A 21,290-nucleotide genomic window follows, 5' to 3' on the forward strand; every position below is an offset into this window, starting at 1 on the left:
TATCGGGACGCCGTGGCCGTGCCGTCGCCCCGTCGGGTCAGTCCCTGGCCAGCCCGAACCGGGAACGCCGGCCCGGGCGCTCGTCCGTGGCCACCGCCGCCGTTCCGGTCGTGACGGTCTCGTACACCGAGAGGATGTCGGCGCCGACCGTCGACCAGTCGAAGCGGCGGACGTGCGCGCTGCCCCGCTCCCGCAGTTCGGCCCGTCGCTCCGGGTCCGCCAGCAGACCCACGGCGGCCCGCGCCAGTGCGTCGGCGTCCTCGTTGGCGAAGACCTCGCCGGCCTTGCCCTGGTCGAGGACCTGGACGAAGGCGTCGAGGTCGGAGGCGAGGACGGGGGCCCCCGCCGACATCGCCTCGACCAGGATGATGCCGAAGCTCTCGCCGCCGGTGTTGGGCGCGACGTACAGGTCGACACTGCGCAGGAAGCGGGCCTTGTCCTCGTCGCTGATCATGCCGAGGAACTCCACGCGCGACCGCAGTTCGGCGGGCAGGTTCTCGACGGCCGCCTCCTCGTCGCCGCGCCCCGCCACCAGCAGCCTCGCCCCTGGTCGGGCGGCCAGGATCTTCGGCAGCGCCCGCATCAGCACCGGCAGGCCCTTGCGGGGCTCGTCGATGCGGCCGATGAAGCCGATCGTCTCGCCCTGCCACTGCGGCCTGGGCTCGGCCTCGGCGAAGAAGTCGACGTCGACGCCGTTGGGGATGACCACCGCGTCCCCGCCCAGGTGCTCGACGAGGGTGCGGCGGGCGTACTCGCTCACCGCTATCCGCGCGCTGATCTTCTCCAGCGCGGCCTGCAGGATCGAGTAGGCGGCGATCATCGCGCGCGAGCGGGGGTTGGAGGTGTGGAAGGTGGCCACGATGGGGCCCTGCGCGGCCCAGCAGGTCAGCAGGCCGAGGGAGGGCGACGTCGGCTCGTGGATGTGGACCACGTCGAACGCGCCCTCGTGCAGCCAGCGGCGCACGCGCGCGGCCGACAGGAAACCGAAGTTCAGCCGGGCCACCGAGCCGTTGTAGGGCACCGGGACCGCGCGGCCGGCCGAGACGACGTACGGCGGCAGCGGGGTGTCGTCGTCGGCGGGCGCGAGGACGGAGACCTCGTGGCCGAGCCGGATGAAGTACTCGGCGAGGTCGCGGATGTGGAACTGGACGCCGCCGGGCACGTCCCAGGAGTACGGGCAGACGATCCCGATTCTCACGAGGGTCCCTTCGTGGGGTCCAGGTCGGCGATCCACAGCCGCTGGAGCATGTGCCAGTCCTCCGGGTGCTCGGCGATCCCGGTGGCGAAGGCGTCGGCGAGCGACTGTGTCATGGCGGACGTCTTCTCCGCCCGCGTACCCGTCTCCGGTACCTCGATCGGGGGATGCACACGGCCCTTCATGACCGGGGAGTCGTCGTACCGCAGGGTGACGGGCAGCAGCAGCGCGCCGGTCTGCTGGGCCAGCAGGGCCGGTCCCGCCGGCATCCGGGCCCGGTCGCCGAAGAAGTCCACCTCGGTGCCGGACGCGGACAGGTCGCGGTCGGCGACCAGGCAGACGAGTCCGCCGTCGCGCAGCCGCCGGGCCAGGGTGCCGAAGGCCGAGCCGCCGCTGTGCGGCAGCACCTCCATGCCGAGGCCCTCGCGGTAGGCGACGAAGCGGTCGTAGAGCGTCTCGGGCTTCAGCCGCTCGGCCACCGTGGTGAACGGGGTCCGCAGCTCGGTGGTGACCCAGGCGCCGGCCAGATCCCAGTTGGCCAGGTGCGGCAGGGCCAGGATCACGCCGCGGCCCGAGGCGAGCCCGTCGGTCAGGTGGTGGAGGTCCTTGGGCTCGAAGCCGGTCCTGACGCGCTCGGGACTCCAGGCCGGGAGCCGGAACGACTCCATCCAGTAGCGCAGGTAGGAACGCATGCCCGCGCGCGAGAGCTCGGCCAGCCGCTCCGGGCCGGCGTCGGGCACCACGCGCGCGTAGTTGGCCTCCAGGCGCTGCACGCCCTTGCCGCGCCGCTTCCAGGCGAGGTCGGCGATGGTCCGGCCGAGGCGGACCGCGACGGGTTCGGGGAGGTTCTTGACGGTGCCCCAGCCGAGCCCGTAGAGCGCGTCGGTGAGCCGGTCCGTGGTGCTCACTTCGCCGTCTCCCTCCCCTGGGAGGCGTTCTCGCCGGCCGCCGCCTCGGCCTCGGCGGACTCGCGGCGGACGGTGACGACCCGCTGGATCAGCGTCACGAGGCTGCCCACGGCGACGATCCACAGGGCGATCGGCAGCAGCCACTGGATGCCCGGCACACCGAACTTGTGCAGTCCCGCGAAACCGGCCGCGACCAGCGAGATCACCAGCCGCTCGGCGCGTTCGACGAGCCCGTTGACGGCGACCGGCAGCCCGATCGACTCGCCGCGCGCCTTGGTGTACGAGACCACCTGGCCGCTGGCCAGGCAGAAGATCGTGACGGCGCACAGGACGTTGTCGTTCCCGTTGCCCGCGTACCACAGCGCGAGGCCGCCGAAGATCGCGCCGTCGGCGACCCGGTCCAGGGTGGAGTCCAGGAAGGCGCCCCAGCGGCTGGAGCGCCCGAGCTGGCGGGCCATGTTGCCGTCGACCAGGTCGGAGAAGACGAAGAGCGTGATCACGACCGTGCCCCAGAAGAACTCGCCCCGGGGATAGAAGACCAGCGCGCCCGCCATCACACCGGCGGTGCCGATGAGCGTGACCGTGTCGGGGCTGACGCCCCTGCGGATCAGAAACGCGGCGAACGGCGTGAGGACACGCGTGAAGAATGCACGCGCGTACTTGTTCAGCATGGCCTTCCCGACGGTTGTTGTCGCCGTGGCCCCGGTGGCCTCCGGCTGGCCCATCGTAGTCACGCGTGCGCGTGCGTGACGGGCGGGCACCCACGAGCCCGCACCGCCGCCCCGCGCACACCCCCGGCGCGGGCGCGCGTGGCGTACCCGGGCCGCCGTGGCCGCTTCGCGGCCGTTCGTATGGACGCGGCGTTAGGGGAGTGGAAAGCTCGAAGGACCGCGGGCGTCGCCGGAGCCGCCAGAGCACGCGGGTCCCGCGTGTCCGCGCCCACAGTGACCTCACCGTGCACGGGAGGCAGGATCATGGGCGACAAGGCACAGACACATCCCGGAGCCGCCGGCAGGGCAAGGGCGGCCGACCACCCCGCGTCCATAAGGAATGTGGTGCTGGTCGGCCACTCCGGATCGGGCAAGACCACATTGGTGGAGGCCCTCGCGCTGACCGCGGGGGCGGTGAACCGGGCGGGCCGCGTGGAGGACGGCGGAACCGTCTCCGACCACGACGACATCGAGCACCGGCAGCAGCGCTCGGTGCAGCTGTCGCTGGTCCCCGTCGAATGGGACGGTATCAAGATCAACGTCCTCGACACCCCCGGGTACGCCGACTTCGTCGGGGAGCTGAGGGCCGGTCTGCGCGCGGCGGACGCGGCCCTCTTCGTAGTCTCGGCCTCGGACGGGGTGGACGGCTCGACCCGGATGGTCTGGGAGGAGTGCCAGGCCGTCGGCATGCCCCGGGCGATCGTGGTGACGCACCTGGAGTCGGCGCGCGCCAACTTCGAGGAGATGACCCGGGTGTGCGCGGAGGCGTTCGGCGGCGACGACCCCGACGCCGTGCTGCCGCTGTACCTGCCGCTGCGCGGCCCCGAGGGCCCCGACGGGCACGCTCCGGTGACGGGCCTGGTGGGCCTGCTGTCGCAGAAGCTGTTCGACTACTCGGCCGGCGAGCGCAAGGAGTCCGAGCCCGGCGAGGACCAGCTCCCGGACATCGCGGAGGCCCGCGACCGGCTGATCGAGGGGATCATCGCCGAGAGCGAGGACGAGACCCTCATGGACCGCTACCTGGGCGGCGAACAGGTCGACGTCAAGACGCTGATCCAGGACCTGGAGCGGGCCGTGGCACGCGGTACGTTCTTCCCGGTCCTGGCCGCCGCGCCCGCCGCCGAGGGCGCCCGGCAGGGCCTCGGCACGGTGGAACTGCTGGACCTGATCACCGGCGGCTTCCCGACGCCGTTCGAGCACCCCATGCCCGGGGTCACCACGATCGACGGCAGGGCGCGTGAGCTGAAGGCCTGCGACACGGAGGGCCCGCTGGTCGCCGAGGTCGTGAAGACCTCCTCCGACCCCTACGTCGGCCGGATCTCCCTGGTCCGCGTCTTCTCCGGCACCCTGCGCCCCGACGAGACGGTGCACGTCTCCGGGCACGGGCTGGCGGACCGCGGGCACGAGGACCACGACGTCGACGAGAAGATCGGCGCGCTGTCCACCCCGTTCGGCAAGCAGCAGCGCCCCGTGACGCACGCCGTCGCCGGCGACCTGGTGTCCGTGGCCAAGCTCGGCCGCGCGGAGACCGGGGACACCCTCTCGGCCAAGGACGACCCGCTCCTGATGGAACCCTGGCGGATGCCCGACCCGCTGCTGCCGCTGGCCATCCAGGCGCACAGCAAGGCCGACGAGGACAAGCTCTCGCAGGGCCTGGCCCGCCTGGTCGCCGAGGACCCGACGATGCGCCTGGAGCAGAACCAGGACACCCATCAGGTGGTCCTGTGGTGCCTGGGCGAGGCGCACGCGGACGTCGCCCTGGAGCGGCTGCGCAGCCGGTACGGCGTCCAGGTCGACGTCGTCCCGCACAAGGTGTCGCTGCGGGAGACGTTCGCGGTGAAGGCCGCCGGGCGCGGCCGGCACGTCAAGCAGTCCGGCGGGCACGGGCAGTACGCCATCTGCGAGATCGAGGTGGAGCCGCTGCCCGGCGGCTCGGGCGTCGAGTTCGTGGACAAGGTGGTCGGCGGTGCCGTGCCGCGCCAGTTCATCCCGTCCGTGGAGAAGGGCGTGCGGACGCAGGCGGCCAAGGGCGTCGCGGCGGGCTATCCGCTCATCGACGTCCGGATCACGCTGCTGGACGGCAAGGCGCACTCGGTGGACTCCTCCGACGCCGCCTTCCAGACGGCGGGCGCGCTGGCGCTGCGCGAGGCCGCGGCCGGCGCGCGGATCCATCTGCTGGAGCCGGTGAGCGAGGTGGGTGTGCTGGTCCCGGACGACTACGTGGGCCCGGTGATGAGCGACCTGTCGAGCCGGCGCGGCCGGGTGCTCGGCACCGAGCAGGTGGGCTCGGGGCGGACCCTGATCCGCGCCGAGGTGCCCGAGTTCGAGATCGGCCGGTACGCGATCGACCTGCGGTCCCTGTCCCACGGCACGGCCCGCTTCGACCGGGCCTACGCACGGCACGAGCCGATGCCGCCGCAGATCGCCGAGCGGATCCGCGAACAGGCGGGCGAGACGCCGTAACCCACACCGGTCGACTCCGTGCGCCGGTGGGTGGCTTCGGCCGTCCACCGGCGCGCTGTCGGTGGCTGCGGATACGCTGATCACCTGATCACGCCGTGCCGAACTCGTGCGGTTGTCATGCCGATTCGGCAGGTTGGCCTGTTCAACAGGTGTGCGGGGCAGTGAAGTCGGGAAGGCCGCAGGAGCGACACCGGCGGCGAGGGGGCGGGAATGTCGGTTGGTACGGAGTGGGACGGCCCGCAGGTGCCCGTCTCCGGCGACGAGGGACAGGCGGCGACGTACGCGCTGGCCTCGGCGGCCTACCGGGACAACGTGATCGAGGACATCAAGAAGACCGACAACGAATGGCACCAGTCGACCGTCAAGGCCGGCCGGATATCCCTGCTCAAGCCCAATCTCGGCGAGGCCTTCTCGCGGGCCGTGGTCGACCGCATGCTGGCCCCGGGCCGCAAGCCGCTCATCCAGTCCTTCGGCGCCGAGCCCCAGGTCGTGGTGGAGCACGCGCTCGCCGCGAACAACATCCGGCGCGAGCGCGACAACCGGTTGTCCGTCGTCGTGGTGCTCTGCGGCCTGATCTTCCTGCCGGGGTTCATCGGCTGGCTGCTCGTCTTCCAGCTGCGCATGTTCGTGGCCAGGCGTGACGACAAGCGCGCCGGGACGCTGGCCACGGTCCTGCTCACCGGGGTGGGTGTGCTCGCCGCGCTCTTCCTGCTGAAGATGCCCTTCGGCGGATTCTGGGGGTGGTACGCGCGCGGCTGTGTCGTGATCCCGGTGCTCGGCTGGTTCTGGGCCAAGCGGATCTGCGAGCGCAGCGCCCGGGATCTGCGGGCGCGCTGGGAGGGCCTGCTCTCCGGCAGCAGCGTCGGCGCCAAGGTGCCCGAGGCCGTGCCGCGCGCGCCGGGCGAGACCGCGGCCGAGCAGCTGCGCCAGTCGCTGGCCCGGCTCGGTGCCGAGCAGCGGTCCAACTCCGTCTTCTACGCCGGGCCCAAGGGCATACTCGGCATGGGCACCCGCTGGGGCTCCTGGCAGCTCGCCGAGGATCTGGAGCCGGCCGACCCGGCCCGGGAGATCCACCCCTTCCGCAGCTGGGACGTCATACGCGCCATCCACGACCAGCTCCGCATGCTGGAGCGGGGTCCGCTGAACACGGGCGGTTTCCCCCGGCCCTCGATACGGCACTGGATCGTCACGCCGATCGGCGAGAACGCCAAGGAGGTGTCCCGGCCCGAGGGCACCGACGTCGAGGCGTTCCAGATCAAGCAGCACGCCATACAGGACATCTGCAACAAGCAGCAGTTCGGCAGCGGTGACCGGCACTACCTGGGCGTGCAGTGGACGCTGTGGGACGGGCAGCTGGTCATCACCATGATGATCACGGTGACGGTGCTCCACGAGACGCTGCGCATCGAGGTGACCGGGCACGCCCTGGGACCGGTGAACCCGCTGTTCACCACGAAGCCGACGGCGCCCACCAAAGAGGTCGCCAAGTCGCTCAAGCCCTGGGAGAACCGCACGGTCAAGCTGCCCCTGGTGACCACCGACGAGGTGGTGCGGCTCACCGCTCGCGCCCCGCTGAACTGGTACCCGCCGATGCTCAAGTGGCTCGGCGGCTCGCTCGTCCTGCCGGAGCCGTTCGGGCTGCGGCACGCCTGGGCGGACCAGCCGTGGCGGCACCGCTTCATGGCCGACGACGCGCTGCGCGCGGCCACCCCGGTGCTGCGGGTGGTGCACTCGGCCGCGATCAGGGTGCTGAAGGAGAACGGCGTGGACACCGAGAAGTTCGGCAACCGCTCGTCCGTGCTCAGCGGCCTGGTGCAGGACCCGACGCCGAAGAAGGCCGACCTGTACGACGCGTGAACGGTGCCCTCGGGACCGAGGGCACCCATGGGTCTACGCCACCGCCGGCCAGGCCTCCGCCAGCATCTTCCTGGTGTCCGCCAGCAGCTGCGGCAGCACCTTCGTCTGGCCGACCACCGGCATGAAGTTGGTGTCGCCGCCCCAGCGCGGGACGATGTGCTGGTGCAGGTGGGCGGCGATGCCGGCGCCGGCCACCGTGCCCTGGTTCATGCCGATGTTGAAGCCGTGCGCGCCGGACGCGGTGCGCAGCGCGGTCATCGCCTGCTTCGTCAGCTCGGCCAGCTCGGCCGTCTCCGGCAGGGTCAGGTCCGTGTAGTCGGCGACGTGCCGGTACGGCACGGTCATCAGATGGCCGCCGTTGTACGGGTAGAGGTTGAGGACCGCGTACACGTGCTCGCCGCGGCGGACGATCAGGCCGTCCTCGTCGGACTTGGCCGGGATCGAGCAGAAGGGGCAGCCGTCGTCGGCCCCCGGGCCGCTCGGCTTGTTCTCGCCCTGGATGTAGGCCATCCGGTGGGGCGTCCACAGGCGCTGGAACGCGTCCTGCGTCCCCACTCCGATCTGCTGTTCCGGCTCACTCGTCATGCAAGGCAGCATATGGCTTCGCCCGTTCGCGGCGTGTCGCCGGGGCGACGGGAAGGCCGTCACCGGCCAAGCTGGGCCGGTGGACGACGAAAGCCCCGCGGCCCGCTGGGAGCAGCGCACCGAGATCCCGCTCTTCATCGGTTCGCTGATCTTCATCGCCGCCTATGCCACCCGGGTCCTGGCCGTGAGCCTCCCGTCCTTCCTGCGCAACCTGTGCCTGGCCGCGATGATCACGCTCTGGCTGGTGTTCGCCGCGGACTTCCTGGTGCGCTGGCGGCTGGGCGAGCAGCGGTTCCTGCGCTTCGCCAGCACGCACTTCCTGCACACCGTCGTGGTCGTCCTGCCGCTGCTGCGCCCGCTGCGGATCGTTCCGCTCTACGACGTGATCCAGCGTCGGCAGGGGGACCCCCGGCTCTCGCTGTACGCGCGCGTGATCGCCTACGCGAGCCTGTCCACCCTGCTGCTCGGCTTCTCCGGTGCGCTCGCGGTCTACCAGCAGGAGCGCGGGGCGCCCGGCGCCACCATGCGGACGTTCGGTGACGCCGTGTGGTGGGCCGCCTCCACGCTGAGCACGGTCGGCTACGGCGACATCACCCCGGTGACCCGGCTCGGCCGGGTGATCGCGACCGGGATGATGGCCTGCGGCCTCGGCCTGCTCGGCGCGGTGACGGGTTCGTTCTCGTCGTGGCTGATGCAGACCTTCACCCGCGAAGGCGACGAAAGACCCCCGGGGAAGTGATCCCCGGGGGCCCCTCGGTCGGTGCGGATCAGACCTGGGCCCGCTCCGCCACGACCTTCGCGATCTTGGCGATGGCCTCGTCGAACGGGATGCCGTTCTCCTGCGAGCCGTCGCGGTATCGGAAGGACACCGAACCGCCCGACATGTCCTCGTCGCCGGCGATGACCATGAAGGGCACCTTCTGCTTCTGGGCGTTGCGGATCTTCTTCTGCATGCGGTCCGAGGAGGAGTCCACCTCGACGCGCAGGCCCTGCTTCCTGGCCGCGGCCGCGAACTTCTCCAGGTACTCCACGTGCGCGTCGCCGATCGGGATGCCGATCGCCTGGACGGGAGCCAGCCACGCCGGGAAGGCGCCCGCGTAGTGCTCGAGGAGCACCGCGAAGAACCGCTCGATGGAGCCGAACAGGGCGCGGTGGATCATCACCGGGCGCTGCTTGGAACCGTCGGGGCCGGTGTACTCGAGGTCGAAGCGCTCGGGCAGGTTGAAGTCGAGCTGGATCGTCGACATCTGCCAGGTCCGGCCGATGGCGTCCTTCGTCTGGACGGAGATCTTCGGGCCGTAGAAGGCGGCGCCGCCCGGGTCCGGCACGAGGGGCAGGCCCTGCTTCTCGGCGACCTGGCGCAGGGTCTCGGTCGCCTCCTCCCAGACCTCGTCCGAGCCGACGAACTTCTCCGGGTCCTTGGTGGACAGCTCCAGGTAGAAGTCGGTCAGGCCGTAGTCGCGCAGCAGGCCGAGGACGAAGGTGAGCGTCTTGTCCAGTTCCTCGGACATCTGCTCACGGGTGCAGTAGATGTGCGCGTCGTCCTGGGTGAAGCCGCGGGCACGGGTGAGGCCGTGCACGACGCCCGACTTCTCGTACCGGTACACGGTGCCGAACTCGAAGAGGCGCAGCGGCAGTTCGCGGTAGGAGCGGCCGCGCGCGTCGAAGATCAGGTTGTGCATCGGGCAGTTCATGGGCTTGAGGTAGTAGTCCACGCCCTCGTCGAGCTGCATGGGCGGGTACATGCCCTCGGCGTACCAGTCCAGGTGCCCGGACGTCTCGAAGAGCTTCCCCTTCGTCGCGTGCGGGGTGTAGACGAACTCGTAGCCCTCCTCCTCGTGCCGGCGGCGCGAGTAGTCCTCCATCACGCGGCGGACGATGCCGCCCTTGGGGTGGAAGACGGCGAGGCCGGAGCCGATCTGCTCCGGGATGGAGAACAGGTCGAGTTCGTTGCCCAGCTTGCGGTGGTCGCGCTTCTCGGCCTCGGCGAGGAAGTCGAGGTGCGCCTTCAGCTCGTCCTTCGACGGCCAGGCGGTGCCGTAGATGCGCTGGAGCATCGGGTTCTTCTCGCTGCCGCGCCAGTAGGCGGCCGCGTTGCGCATCAGCTTGAACGCGGGGATCAGGCGGGTGGTGGGCAGGTGGGGACCGCGGCAGAGGTCCTTCCAGCACAGCTCGCCGGTCTTGGCGTCCAGGTTGTCGTAGATCGTCAGCTCGCCGGCGCCGACCTCGACGTCCGCGCCGTCGTCGTGCGACGCCGAGCCCTTGAGGCCGATCAGCTCCAGCTTGTACGGCTCGTCGGCCAGTTCCTCGCGGGCGGACTCGTCGGTGACCACGCGCCGGGAGAAGCGCTGCCCGCGCTTCTGGATCTCCTGCATCTTCTTCTCGACGGCCTTGAGATCCTCGGGCGTGAACGGCTTCTCGACGTCGAAGTCGTAGTAGAAGCCGTCCTTGACGGGCGGGCCGATGCCCAGCTTCGCCTCGGGGAAGAGCTCCTGCACGGCCTGCGCCATGACGTGCGCGGTGGAGTGGCGCAGGATGTTCAGGCCGTCCTCGGAGGAGATCTCGACGGCCTCGACCTGGTCACCGTCGGACAGCTCGTGGCTGAGGTCCCTGAGCTCGCCGGCCACGCGCGCGGCGATGATAGAGCGCTCGCCCGCGAAGAGGTCGGCGGCCGTAGTGCCCGTCGTCACCACGCGTTCTTCCCGCTCCGAATCGCGTTGGATGATCACACGGACGTCTGACACCGGTCTCTCCTGACTGAAGGTGGATGCGGCGCCATACCAGGAGCGCGCGCACCACGGATCGTACCGACCCGGGACCGCCGACCGCGAAACGGTTACTGTCGGTCCGCCTCCCGATACGCCACCGCCGGGTGCAGCGGTTCGTCTCAGTCCCCGGTTCGTCTCAGTCCCCGGTTCGTCTCAGTCCCCGTCCCGGTACGCCTCCCCGCACGCCTCCTCGAAGAAGTCGAGATTCTCGTGCAGCGACTTCATCAGCCGGTCCCGCTCGGCGTCGTCGACCTGGACGGGTACGACCGAGCCGGCGCCGGTGAGCCTGCGGAAGCCGCCCCGGCGCTCCAGCCGGCCGTGCACCCGGACCGGGAGCCCGACGAGGTGGGCGTGACCGGCGATGCGGTAGTCCTCCTCGCTCAGGGTGACGCGGACGTGCGGGACCTCGGCGCCCGCGAGCACCCGCAGCCGCACGGCGCCCTCGCCGTACGGTCCGGAACGGCGCAGCCGGACGACGGCGCCGGTGATCCGGACCGGTACGGAGGGTTCGTCGCGCAGATAGCGGGCGCCGGCCGCACGCAGGGCGGGCAGGTCGCCCGGGGAGAACTCCACGGGTTCGGCCGGGGCGGCGCAGCCCTCGGGGACGCCGGCTCCGGGCGCCCAGGCGACGGCGACGCGGGCGCCCTCGGTGCCGCGCACGAGAGCGGTGAGCGCGTCCGTCAGTTCGCGGCTGGCGCCGGCCTCGACGGCGCCGTCGAAGGCGTCCATGCCGCCGGTGGCGCGCTGGTAGTCGATGGCCTCGCGGACCGCGTACAGCGCCTGGTGAAGACGGACGGCGAGCGGGCGGCCGGTGGGCACGGGCACGAAGGCGGTGAGCCGGCCCCCCTCCGCACCGGGGCCGACGAGCACGTTCTCCAGGAGGGTCGCGGCGGCCGAGCGGTGCCGGGCGCCGTGGTAGCCGGCACGCGCGCGGGTGGCGAGCGCGGCGGCGAGGAGCAGCCGGCGGGCGGCGTCGCGCAGCCGCTCGTCGGCATCCCAGGGCGCGGCACCGGACGGTCCGCCCGGGGCGTCCCGCCACCAGCGGATCTCGTCGCTGGGCACGGCGAGGGAGATCAGCACCTCGCGCGCGGACGGGGTGTCGCTGCGGGCGAGCGCGTCGAGGGCCTCGCCGAGCAGGTCGTCGCTGTCGGGGAAGGCGCGGCTCGCGGGGACCAGCAAGCTGGTGCCGGCGCCGCCGGGGCCGGGCGGGGTCCAGCGGCTGTAGCGCCCGGCCGCTCCCCCGCGCCGCTGCCAGCCGTGCCGGTGCAGCAGGGCGCCGAGCACGGCGGGGTCGACCGCGGCGGGGTCGGGCGGCCGCTGCCAGGCGGGGTCGTCGGGATGCGGCCGGACCTGGCGCGGAAGTTCCTCCTGGGGACGGCTCCTCATGGTCTGCCTCCCGTCCCGACCCGCGTCATGATCTCGCACAGCGCCCGGTCGTCGAAGATGCGTGCGGTCGGTATCCGCACGGTGGTCCGGTGCCGGCCGGTGACCGGCCGGCCGGCGAGGTTGACCCAGTAGCAGCAGTGCCTGAGGTCGAGCCGGTCGTGGCCGGCGCGCAGCCAGTCGTCCTGGGACCTCGGGACCAGCATGACGACCAGGATCTTGTGCACCGAGACAGGTGTGCGGGCGAGTTTGCGCAGGTGGTCGTTGTCGAGCGTGAAGGAGAAGGAGCGGCCCGGGGGGTTCGGCGCGATCTGGTAGGTGCACTTCAGCTGCACCTTGATGGTGACCTCGTCGTCGACGGTGTGGCCGGGTGCGCTGTGACTGACGTGCCAGTCGATGCCGTTGTCCGGGAAGGGCTGGGACAGCGAGCAGCCGGCCGCGGCGGCGACCGCGTGCAGATAACCGACCTGCAGTGTCTCCATGCAGGCGGTGGTGGCGAGCGTGCCGCGGAGGTGACCCGTGCGTTCGGGCAGCAGCCCGCCCCGCTCGGGCTGCGCAATGGCCATGACCAACAGCCTTCCGAGCCATGGGTTTCCCCGTTGTGGGCCGCTGAACTGCAAAGACCCGTACTCCTGTTGTGTCCTTCCGGCGTACGGCGCAAACGGCCCGGGTATCACCAAACAGGCAGAAGACGGGATGTCACCTGCCCCGGGTGGACGAGGAGTTGTATTGCGATGACGAACTGGTACGAGGGGCCGCTGGCCGCCTTCGACACGGAGACGACGGGTGTGGACGTCGAGGCCGACCGGATCGTGTCGGCCGCCGTCGTGGTCCAGGACGCGCCGGGCACCCGGCCGCGGATCGTCCGCTGGCTGGTGAACCCCGGTGTGCCGGTGCCCGAGGCGGCGACCGCGGTGCACGGGCTGACGGAGGAACACCTGCAGCGCAACGGCCGCTGGCCGGCGCCGGTGATGTACGAGATAGCCGACCAGCTGGCCGAGCACGCGGCGATGGGACGGCCGCTGGTGGTGATGAACGCGCCGTTCGATCTCACCCTGCTGGACCGGGAGTTGCGCCGGCACCGGGCCGCCTCGCTGGACCACTGGCTGCGGGCGGCGCCGCTGCGGGTGCTGGACCCGCGGGTGCTGGACAAGCACCTGGACCGCTACCGCAAGGGCCGCCGCACACTGACCGACCTGTGCGCGCACTACGGCGTCAGCCTGGAGGGCGCGCACGACGCGGCCGCGGACGCACTGGCCGCCCTGGAGGTCGTACGGGCCGTGGGCCGCCGCTTCGCGACCCGCCTGGAGCGCCTCTCCCCCACCGAGCTGCACACCCTCCAGACCAACTGGCACGCGGCCCAGGCCCGCGGCCTGCAGGCCTGGTTCGCACGCAGCGGCTCGGAGGAGACGGTCAGCACGGACTGGCCCCTGCGGCCCGAGCTGCCGGCGGCGGCGTGACGGTGCGGGGCGCCGGTGCCGGCGCCCCGCCGTGTCACCAGGATCCGCCGCCCCCGCCTCCGGCACCGCCGCCGACGCCTGTGGAGGTGGAGGCCCCGACCGCCGCCTCCCAGGCGGATTCGACTGCGAACGGACATGAAAAAAAGCCGGTCCGCAGATGCAGACCGGCTTTCCCGGTGGGCGATACTGGGTTCGAACCAGTGACCTCTTCGGTGTGAACGAAGCGCTCTCCCACTGAGCTAATCGCCCGGGAACGCAGTGAACAATACAGGGCTCCGCCGGGTTACTTCAAACCGCTCGGAGGTGGCGCAGCAGTGCGCGGCGGCCGGCGGCCATCATCAGCGCGTGGTTGGCCCTGAAGAGGGGCCGGCCCGGTACGGCGAGCCGCCTGAGCAGGGGCTTGGTCACGTCGACGACCTGGTCGTAGCGGGCGAGCGTGTCCGGGCCCGCGGGGGTGAGGGTCCAGCGGGCCCAGCCCTCGATGTCGCCGGACACGGTCACCTCCAGGACGCCCGCGGCCGGGTCGCGGCGCGTCTCGCGGGCGGTGAGCGTCATGTCGTACGGCAGCAGGGAGCGGATGGTGAGGACGCCGGTGACGGCGTCGAGGCGGGTGGCCGAGCGCACCTGCGGCCACCAGCGCGGATAGTCCTCGGGCCGCTCCAGCACGGCGAACACGTCGGCCGGCGGGGCGGGCAGGGACCACAGGGTGCGGAAGCGGTAGTGGTTCCAGTCCATGGCCCGAGTCTGCCGCCGCGGCGCGCGGATCTGAGTACGCGTACTCATGCGCTCGCGAGTGACGCGCACCACACTCGGGGGACGAGCGCCGCCGCCCGTGCGACGGCGCTCCCCCATCGCTCCCTCTAGCCGGGCATCCTGTCGCCGAGCAGGGCCAGGTTCTCGATGGCCGCGAGGCCGTACAGCGCGGTGTCGTTGGTGGCCACCCAGCTCGCCTCCGCGCCCTCGACCAGGGTGGCCGGTCCGGCCAGCTTCTGGGTCTTCCAGGGTGACTTCTCGGTGTAGCCGTCGGAGTTGTAGAACTTGGTCCAGGCGCGCTCGGCGAGCGCCTCGTCCCCGGTCTGGACGGCGGCGTAGGCGTCGAGGCGCGAATGGCCCTGGAAGAGGATCAGGCTGCCGAAGTTGGAGCCGTACCGGGCCGCCTGCTCGGTCTTGCTCGCGTTGAAGTACCGGCAGTAGTCCAGGTACGCGTCCTTGAACTTCGGCATGTCGACCAGGTGGATCAGCTCGGCGCACAGCTCGTTGAGGCCGAAGACCGCGGAGAGGTGGGAGACGGCCACCACGGGCTCGGCGGCGACGGCGAACTTCCCGGTGTCCAGGTCGTAGAGCCCGCTGCCCTGGACGAAGCCGTTGGGCTGGGCGGCGATGCCCTCCATCGTGGACAGCACCCGGGCCTTGGCCTTCTCCCACTTGGGGCCCCGGCGTTCCCACTCGGTCAGCCAAGCCGACACCAGACCGCTCCAGTCGGTGCCGAAGCCGATCGACAGGGCGTGCCGGTCGGGCGTGTAGGGGTCGGTGCGGACCTTGCGGTTGGGGTCGAGGACGAGGAACGTCTCGTCGGAGTCGACGTTGGCGTGCATGAGGTCGCCGACGCGTTCGTCGGCGGTGAGGAAGTAGTAGAAGCGCCGGTAGGTGGTGTTGGCGATGCGCTGCTGCTTGGCACTGTCGGCGAAGTGCTGTACGCCGTGCCGGGTGCCGAGGCCCGCCCACTTGCCGAGGTGGTAGACGTCGACCTCGCCGGTGTGCCGGGTCATGGCCTCGGCGAAGCGGAAGATGTCGGAGCGGCCGCTGCGCAGGTAGGCGTACCAGAGCCACAGGTCGGGCGAGAGCTCGGAGTTGTCCCAGGCGTAGCCGCCGATGTCGTACCGCCACACGTGCCGGGCGGAGTCGTAGGTGTGCATGATGTCGCCGTAGTCCCAGAAGCCGTACCAGCGGCGCATCTCCACCTGGTCCTTGTAGTAGGTGAAGAGGAAGTCGAGGTGGTCCTCGATCCTGGCCTTGGCGGGCGTGGAGCGGTCCGGCTCGGAGTAGAGGCCGGGGCCGAAGACCTTGGCCTTGATGAGCTGCCGGGGCGGCGCGGCGAGCTGGGGCGGCGTCCGTACGGCCTTCACCTGCTCGGCGAGGGTCTCGGCCGCCGGAGTCGACTCGTTGGCCCAGAAGAGGAGTTCGGAGGTACGGGCGATGCCGTAGGGGGTGCCGAACCCGGGCTCGTAGTCCTCGTAGGTGATGTTGAGGCCTTCGAGCTGTTCGGCGTAGGCGTCCTGGCCCATGCCGTCGTGGTAGAAGCGCAGGTCCATGGGCTGGGCCTCGGGCGACCAGAGCCAGAGGGTGACCTCGGCCTCGTCGGTGTGGGCGTCGCGGATGTCGAGCTGGGCGGGGAACTTCTCCCAGAAGTCCCGCAGTCCGAAGGAGAGTCCGCCGCTCGCGCCGCCGACGTAGCCGAAGCCGGAGGCCCGCCGCCCCCCGCCGGCACCGATCCAGCCGTAGCCCTTGGTGGTGCGCTTGCGCACGGTGAAGCCGTCGGCACAGAGCTGGGAGAGGGTGTAGTCGCCCCAGTGCGGGATGTACTGGAGACGGGTGGTGACCCGCTGGTCCCAGGTGGCCGGGTCGGGCAGCTTCTTCCCCTCGTACTGGGCGGCCTGCACGGCGGCCCCCGGGTCGCGGCGGAGCCCGGTGATGCCCTGGACGGCTTCGCGGAGCAGGCCGGTGCCCTCGCCGCCGATACGGATGTGCCGGTCGTAGGCGGCGTCGCGCATCGGCACGGCGAAGCGGACGCCGAGGCCGCGGATGAAGTCGGCGCTCGCCCTGCCGGGTTCCAGGGTGCCGTCGTAGGTGATGGTGTGCACCATGCGGAAGGAGTCGGAGCCGGCGTAGAAGTAGAGCCGGATCGAGAACGGCAGCCGGCCGCGGCTGCCCTTGCGGTGCTTGCCGTCGATGCGGACCACCGCGCGGACCGGGCCGTCCTGCTCGACGGTGACGGAGTCGATCGCGCCGTCGAAGCGCTCCGTCCGCACCGTCCCCTGGTCGCCGTCCTCGGCCTCGGGCTGCCGGATGAGCACGAGCCGGCCGTTCCTGGCGATCTCGGTCGATCCCCGGGTGACCGACTTGATCAGGGTCGAGCCGTTCCTGCCGATCCGCGCGGTGATGACACCGGTGGAGACGTCGACGGTGCCGCCGCTCGTGCCGACGGTGACCTTCCTGTCGGGGGCCTTGGGCGTACCGGTGGTGAGGGTCAGCCTGCCGGATCCCGAACCCACCGCGTGCGCCGTCCACTTGAGGGAACCGTCGGGCCAGTGGGCGAGCGGCCAGGACTGTACGGGGACCTCCTTGCCGGCGGCGTCCGTGAGCGTGAAGGTCTGGTCCTCCTGGTGGACGCCCACCGGCCAGGGCACACCGACGGTGGAGCCGGGGGCGGCGCCGAGACCGCCATCCTCCAGCCAGTCCAGGGTCACCGGGTCGGCGCCGCCCGCGGCGGCCGCGGGCGCGGCGGCGGCGTCCTTCGCGCCCAGCGCCCAGCTGAACCGGGCGGCTGCTCCGGCGACGGCGGCGGCCTTGAGGAGGGACCTGCGAGGGATGGGGGACATGACCTGTCCTTCCGAGCGCTGATTAATCAGGGGCATGACAGGTCGAGACGCGGCGCCCCGGAGGGCGCCGGCCTCGGCCGGGGGGCCGCCGGCTCAGCGGCGGCGGTGGCGCTCCTCCACGGCGACGGCCGCCGCGGCGACGGCGCCGGGCACGAAGACCGCCAGTGGGGCGATGAGCAGGGCGGAGCCGCCGGTGAGGACCGCGCCGCCGACGAGCAGGAAGGAGCCGGCCGGGTCGCGGAAGGTGCGGCGGCCGGCGTCGGCCAGGAGGGCGCGCCATGACGTGCCGGGTGTCCAGACGGCCGCCGCGCGCAGGCCGGCCACGGCCAGGCCGAGCAGCGCGAACAGGCCCACGGCTCCGACGAGCGGGCCGCCGGGCAGCCCGGCACGCACGGCCAGGACGTCCACCCGGGCCAGCGCCACCAGGCCCCAGCCGGCGAGGCCGACCAGCCAGCCCCCGCGCAGGGCGGCCCGGAAGTCGGTGACGAACTCCCGCAGGCCACCGCCGTGATGGGTGGCACGGCGGCGCAGGTGCCGGGCGCCGGCGGCGAAGGCGGCCGGTGCGGTGACCACTCCGAGTGAGGCCACCGTGATCCACATCCCGGTCAGCAGGCACTCGGCGAACAGCCCGAACCGCTCGCCGTACCCGGACCGCCTCTGCGGCTTCACACGCGCGTCGGCCATCGTGTCCGCCCCCTCAGCCCTTGAGTCCCGAGGTCGCCATTCCGTCGATCAGATACCGCTGGAAGGCGAGGAAGAACAGCAGCACCGGCAGCAGCGCGACCAGGGACATCGCGATCATGCCGCCGTAGTTGGCTGCGACGCCGTCGGAGTCGCGGAACATCATCAGGCCGAGGGAGACGGTGTACTTGCCGGGCTCGTTGAGGTAGATCAGCGGGCCCATGAAGTCGTTCCAGGCGTTGATGAAGGTGAAGATGGCGCTGGTGATGAGCGCGGGCCGGCACAGCGGCAGCACGATCGACCAGTAGATCCGCAGGTGGCCGCAGCCGTCGAGGCGGGCGGCCTCGTCCAGCTCACGGGGCAGGTTGCGCATGAACTGCACCATGAGGAAGACGAAGAAGGCCTCGGTGGCCAGGTACTTGCCGATCAGCAGCGGGGCGTAGCTGTTGATCCAGCCCAGCTTCTGGAACATCACGTACTGCGGGATGAGCAGCACGTGGTACGGCAGCAGGAGCGTGCCGATCATCAGGGAGAACAGCAGGTTCCGCCCGGCGAACCGGATGCGCGCGAAGGCGTACGCGGTCAGCGAGCAGGAGATCAGCACGCCGGCGACGGCGCCGAGGGCGTAGAGGAGAGAGTTCTGGAAGAACGTCCAGATCTCGATGTCCGCTATGCCGTCGGCGAGGCCCTTGAAGTTGGACAGGATCGGCTCGGACGGGAACAGCGTGAGGCTGTTGATGATGTCCTTGCTGGGCTTGAACGAGGCGCCGACGACCCAGGCGACCGGGTAGAGGATGACGGCGAGGATCAGCAGGGCGCCGAGGTGCCAGGCGAGCGAGCCGGTGCGCCCGCGGTTCGGCGCGAGGGGCCCGGCGGCGGCCGGGGACGCCCCCGGCTCGAGCGGGGCCGGGAGTTGACTGGAGCTCATCGGGCGTCCTCCTCGTAGTGCACCCACTTCTTCTGGGACCAGAAGAGGACGGCCGTCACCAGGGCCACCGCGAGCAGCAGCATCCAGGCCATGGCGGAGGCGAAGCCCATCTGGGAGTTTCTGAAGCCCTGCTGGTACAGGTAGCAGGTGTAGACGAGCGTGGCGTCGGCCGGTCCGCAGGAGGTGTTGGAGACGACGTAGGCCGAGCCGAAGATCTGGAAGGAGTGGATGGTCTCCAGCAGCACGTTGAAGAACAGCACCGGGGAGATCATCGGCAGGGTGATGTTCCAGAACCTCCGCAAGGGGCCGGCGCCGTCCATCTCGGCGGCCTCGTACAGCTCCTTCGGCACTTGTTTGAGCCCGGCCAGGAAGATGACCATGGGCGCGCCGAACTGCCAGACGGTGAGCGCGACCAGGCAGTACAGCACCCGGTCGGCGTTGCCGACCCAGCCGCCGACGTGGAAGCCGAGGAAGGTCTGGGTGCGGTCGACGACCGCGCCGTCGGAGAAGAGCGAGCGCCATACGAAGCCGACCGAGACGCTGGCGCCGATGAGGGACGGGGCGTAGAAGGCGGCCCGGTAGAAGGCCTGGCCGCGACGGCTCTGGGCGAGCAGGAGGGCGACGCCGAGCGCGAGCAGCAGCTTCAGCGGGGTGCCGATGATCACGTACTTGGCGGTCACCTCCACCGACTTCTGCCAGCGCGGGTCGTCGAACATCTTGGTGAAGTTGTCGAACCCGACCCACTTCGGGGTGGTGAACAGGTTGTAGTCGGTGAACGCGAAGTACAGCGAGGCCACCATCGGGCCCGCGGTCAGCAGCAGGAAGCCGGCGATCCACGGCGACATGAAGAGGTAGCCGGCGAGGTTCTCCCGCCGGCGGCCCGGCCGCCCCGCGGTGGCGGGGGCGGCCGGACGGGCCTCGCGGGCGGCGGGCGCGGAGTCCTTGACGAGCGTCACGGCAGGTCCCATCAGGCCTGGAAGGCGGCCTCGGACTCGGTGAAGAACTGCTTCACCGCGTCCGCGACCTTGGTCTTGCCCTGTCCGAGATCGCCCCCGATGCGCAGGAAGGCGGCCTCGGTGGTGTCGGCCCCGGACGGGTGCGGGGTGATCGTGCCCAGCACGCCGGACCTGGCGGTGTCCGTCTCGTACTGCGCGATCTCCTTGTTCACCGGGTCGGCCGGCTTGTAGGCCGCGTACTGCTCGGTGCTCGCGAGGATGCCGCGGTCGTAGCCCATGATCTTTCCGACCTCGGGGTCGTGCACCATGAAGTCGATGAACTGGGCGACCTCCTTGGGGTGCGCGGTGCGAGCGGAGGCGCTGAGCATCAGGGAGGCCAGGTACTGGCCGGTGTCCTTGCCGTCGGTGGTGGGGACCGGGGCGAGGCCGTAGGTGCTGTCGCCCTCGGCCGTGTAGCGGACGGTGAAGTTGTCCCAGGTGAACTCCGAGGCGCCGTGGCGGGCGGAGAGGGAGGACTTCGGCAGGTCCTGGGAGACGGTCTTCGGGTCGGTGACGATGCCGGCCTTGACCCGGTTGTAGCCGTCCGTCCACCACTCCGTCAGATCGGCCTGGTCGAAACCGAGTCCGTCCTTGGTGAAGAACGCCTTGCCGTTCTGCCGGAGGTAGAGGTCGTACAGGTACATGATGGTGAAGTAGCCGGTGTCACCGGCGATCTTCGTCTTGTCGTGGATGGTCTTCAGTGCCTTGAAGTACTCGTCCCAGGTCCAGCCCTGTGCCGGCTCGACACCCGCCTGCTGGAAGAGCTTCTTGTCGATGACGAGTGCCATGGTGTTGGACCCGACGGGAATTCCCAGCTGCTTGCCGTCCACCTCGCCGACCTTCGTGACGCCCGCCCGGAAGTGATCCAGGCTCAGGTTCCCTTCGTGCACCTGGGACTTGAGGTCGAGGAGAATTCCGCGCTTGTCGTATTTCCGAAGAAACGTGACGGCGTTTTGGAAAACGTCCGGGGGATTTCCGCCGGCGGCCTGTGTCTGGAACTTCTCCCAGAACGATTGATATGTCTGGAAGTCGGTCTTGACCTTGATCTTGGGGTACTTCTTCTCGAAGAGCGCGATCGCCTGGTTGATCTTCTTGGCCCGCTCCTCGGCACCCCACCAGGAGTAACGGATCGTCACCGTTCCGTCTCCGGAACCGCTGTCACCGCCACACCCGGTCGTCGCCGCGAGCCCGAGGGCTGCGGCCGAGGCACCGGCCGCCTTCAGGAGCGTACGCCTCTCAAGATTCCTGCTGGTTCCCACAGTCGGGCCCTCCCCGCAGCGTCGTCGCCGCTCATGAATCGTTTCAAGTAAGCGCTTGCTGGCACAAGTTACGGAGGGGCTCGCAGTGCGTCAATGATTCGGACAGGATTTTCTGCGGCCGCGGGGCCGCGGGAGTCGCGGTGGCGAAGCGGCCGGACGCGTGACCTGGCAGGTGAGGGGAGGTGCGGCCGAGGGGCCGAACACAGGAGGCGGTCACCGAAGCGGCCGGCATCGGCGCCGCCGCGCCGGACGGCGACCCGCGCCGGCCCCGGCACGGCTGACCGCAGGGCTCCGGCGGCGGCCGGCACGCCCCGAACGACGAAGGCCCACCTGCTGTTCGCAGGTGGGCCGTCTTCCGGGTGGGCGATACTGGGTTCGAACCAGTGACCTCTTCGGTGTGAACGAAGCGCTCTCCCACTGAGCTAATCGCCCGGACGCAGGAAGAACATTACCCCATGTCAGGGGGTGCCTCCGACCACGGGCCGGAGGCACGGCCGGC

17 protein-coding genes and 2 tRNA genes are annotated in these 21,290 nt (G+C 70.9%); 4 read left to right on the forward strand and 15 right to left on the reverse strand.

Annotated features, from left to right (window positions below; genetic code table 11):
- Window positions 1-37: 37 nt before the first annotated feature.
- Genes ABZ478_RS09710 through pgsA form a run of 3 tightly spaced genes read right to left on the reverse strand, consistent with a single transcriptional unit; the run spans window position 38 to window position 2,828 of the window.
- The gene (locus ABZ478_RS09710; RefSeq protein WP_359546946.1) at window positions 38-1,198 is read right to left on the reverse strand and encodes a glycosyltransferase family 4 protein; all 1,161 of its coding nucleotides are present in this window, start codon (window positions 1,196-1,198) and stop codon (window positions 38-40) included.
- Window positions 1,195-2,103: a phosphatidylinositol mannoside acyltransferase gene (locus ABZ478_RS09715; RefSeq protein ID WP_359546948.1), complete on the reverse strand. Its 909-nt coding sequence runs from the start codon at window positions 2,101-2,103 to the stop codon at window positions 1,195-1,197. The genes ABZ478_RS09710 and ABZ478_RS09715 overlap by 4 nt, the downstream gene beginning before the upstream one ends.
- Complete coding sequence (gene pgsA, locus ABZ478_RS09720; RefSeq protein ID WP_359547501.1) at window positions 2,100-2,828, reverse strand: phosphatidylinositol phosphate synthase; 729 nt, start codon at window positions 2,826-2,828, stop codon at window positions 2,100-2,102. The genes ABZ478_RS09715 and pgsA overlap by 4 nt, the downstream gene beginning before the upstream one ends.
- A 249-nt stretch (window positions 2,829-3,077) precedes the next feature.
- Here pgsA and ABZ478_RS09725 point away from each other — a divergent pair, with 249 nt between their 5' ends.
- Window positions 3,078-5,276 carry an elongation factor G-like protein EF-G2 gene (locus tag ABZ478_RS09725; protein ID WP_359546950.1) on the forward strand — a complete coding sequence of 733 codons (2,199 nt, stop codon included), beginning with the start codon at window positions 3,078-3,080 and terminating at the stop codon, window positions 5,274-5,276.
- A 210-nt stretch (window positions 5,277-5,486) separates the two neighbouring features.
- Entirely contained in the window at window positions 5,487-7,133 is a 1,647-nt protein-coding gene (locus tag ABZ478_RS09730) for a UbiA family prenyltransferase (protein ID WP_359546952.1), read from the forward strand.
- Window positions 7,134-7,166: 33 nt separating this feature from the next.
- On the opposite strand, the gene ABZ478_RS09735 is transcribed toward ABZ478_RS09730, so the two are convergent.
- A complete protein-coding gene (locus tag ABZ478_RS09735; protein ID WP_359546954.1) occupies window positions 7,167-7,730 on the reverse strand; it encodes an HIT domain-containing protein in 564 nt (187 codons plus the stop codon).
- Window positions 7,731-7,797: 67 nt separating this feature from the next.
- Between ABZ478_RS09735 and ABZ478_RS09740 the strand changes: the two genes are divergently transcribed.
- Window positions 7,798-8,457: an ion channel gene (locus ABZ478_RS09740; protein ID WP_359546956.1), complete on the forward strand. Its 660-nt coding sequence runs from the start codon at window positions 7,798-7,800 to the stop codon at window positions 8,455-8,457.
- 28 nt (window positions 8,458-8,485) lie between these two features.
- Here ABZ478_RS09740 and thrS read toward each other — a convergent pair whose 3' ends face one another.
- From thrS to ABZ478_RS09755, 3 genes are all read right to left on the reverse strand, one after another.
- The gene (gene thrS / locus ABZ478_RS09745; RefSeq protein ID WP_359546958.1) at window positions 8,486-10,462 is read right to left on the reverse strand and encodes a threonine--tRNA ligase; all 1,977 of its coding nucleotides are present in this window, start codon (window positions 10,460-10,462) and stop codon (window positions 8,486-8,488) included.
- A gap of 177 nt (window positions 10,463-10,639) precedes the next feature.
- Window positions 10,640-11,872 (reverse strand): hypothetical protein, encoded by a 1,233-nt coding sequence (locus ABZ478_RS09750; RefSeq protein ID WP_359546960.1) that lies wholly within the window; start codon window positions 11,870-11,872, stop codon window positions 10,640-10,642.
- Complete coding sequence (locus tag ABZ478_RS09755; protein WP_358940148.1) at window positions 11,869-12,435, reverse strand: DUF4365 domain-containing protein; 567 nt, start codon at window positions 12,433-12,435, stop codon at window positions 11,869-11,871. Before ABZ478_RS09755 ends, ABZ478_RS09750 begins: the two co-directional genes overlap by 4 nt.
- A 168-nt stretch (window positions 12,436-12,603) precedes the next feature.
- Here ABZ478_RS09755 and ABZ478_RS09760 point away from each other — a divergent pair, with 168 nt between their 5' ends.
- A complete protein-coding gene (locus ABZ478_RS09760) occupies window positions 12,604-13,329 on the forward strand; it encodes a 3'-5' exonuclease (RefSeq protein WP_359546962.1) in 726 nt (241 codons plus the stop codon).
- Window positions 13,330-13,506: 177 nt separating this feature from the next.
- On the opposite strand, the gene ABZ478_RS09765 is transcribed toward ABZ478_RS09760, so the two are convergent.
- The 8 genes from ABZ478_RS09765 to ABZ478_RS09800 all read right to left on the reverse strand — a co-directional run bounded on the left by ABZ478_RS09765 (window position 13,507) and on the right by ABZ478_RS09800 (window position 21,223).
- A tRNA-Val gene (locus ABZ478_RS09765) sits at window positions 13,507-13,578 on the reverse strand.
- A gap of 39 nt (window positions 13,579-13,617) precedes the next feature.
- Window positions 13,618-14,064, reverse strand: coding sequence for an SRPBCC family protein (locus tag ABZ478_RS09770; protein WP_359546964.1), 447 nt, complete (start codon window positions 14,062-14,064; stop codon window positions 13,618-13,620).
- A gap of 125 nt (window positions 14,065-14,189) precedes the next feature.
- Window positions 14,190-16,928, reverse strand: a complete 2,739-nt coding sequence (locus tag ABZ478_RS09775) for a Tat pathway signal sequence domain protein (protein ID WP_359546965.1) — start codon at window positions 16,926-16,928, stop codon at window positions 14,190-14,192.
- Window positions 16,929-17,021: 93 nt separating this feature from the next.
- Window positions 17,022-17,612 carry a hypothetical protein gene (locus tag ABZ478_RS09780; RefSeq protein WP_359546967.1) on the reverse strand — a complete coding sequence of 197 codons (591 nt, stop codon included), beginning with the start codon at window positions 17,610-17,612 and terminating at the stop codon, window positions 17,022-17,024.
- Window positions 17,613-17,625: 13 nt separating this feature from the next.
- On the reverse strand, window positions 17,626-18,579 hold the full coding sequence (locus tag ABZ478_RS09785; RefSeq protein ID WP_359547503.1) for a carbohydrate ABC transporter permease: 954 nt from the start codon (window positions 18,577-18,579) through the stop codon (window positions 17,626-17,628).
- Window positions 18,534-19,505 (reverse strand): sugar ABC transporter permease, encoded by a 972-nt coding sequence (locus tag ABZ478_RS09790; RefSeq protein ID WP_359546968.1) that lies wholly within the window; start codon window positions 19,503-19,505, stop codon window positions 18,534-18,536. Before ABZ478_RS09790 ends, ABZ478_RS09785 begins: the two co-directional genes overlap by 46 nt.
- Window positions 19,505-20,791: an extracellular solute-binding protein gene (locus ABZ478_RS09795; RefSeq protein ID WP_359546970.1), complete on the reverse strand. Its 1,287-nt coding sequence runs from the start codon at window positions 20,789-20,791 to the stop codon at window positions 19,505-19,507. The genes ABZ478_RS09790 and ABZ478_RS09795 overlap by 1 nt, the downstream gene beginning before the upstream one ends.
- A 360-nt stretch (window positions 20,792-21,151) precedes the next feature.
- Window positions 21,152-21,223: transfer RNA gene (locus ABZ478_RS09800), tRNA-Val, on the reverse strand.
- Window positions 21,224-21,290 lie beyond the last annotated feature (67 nt).

This window comes from Streptomyces sp. NPDC005706, assembly GCF_040631045.1.
Taxonomy (GTDB): domain Bacteria; phylum Actinomycetota; class Actinomycetes; order Streptomycetales; family Streptomycetaceae; genus Streptomyces.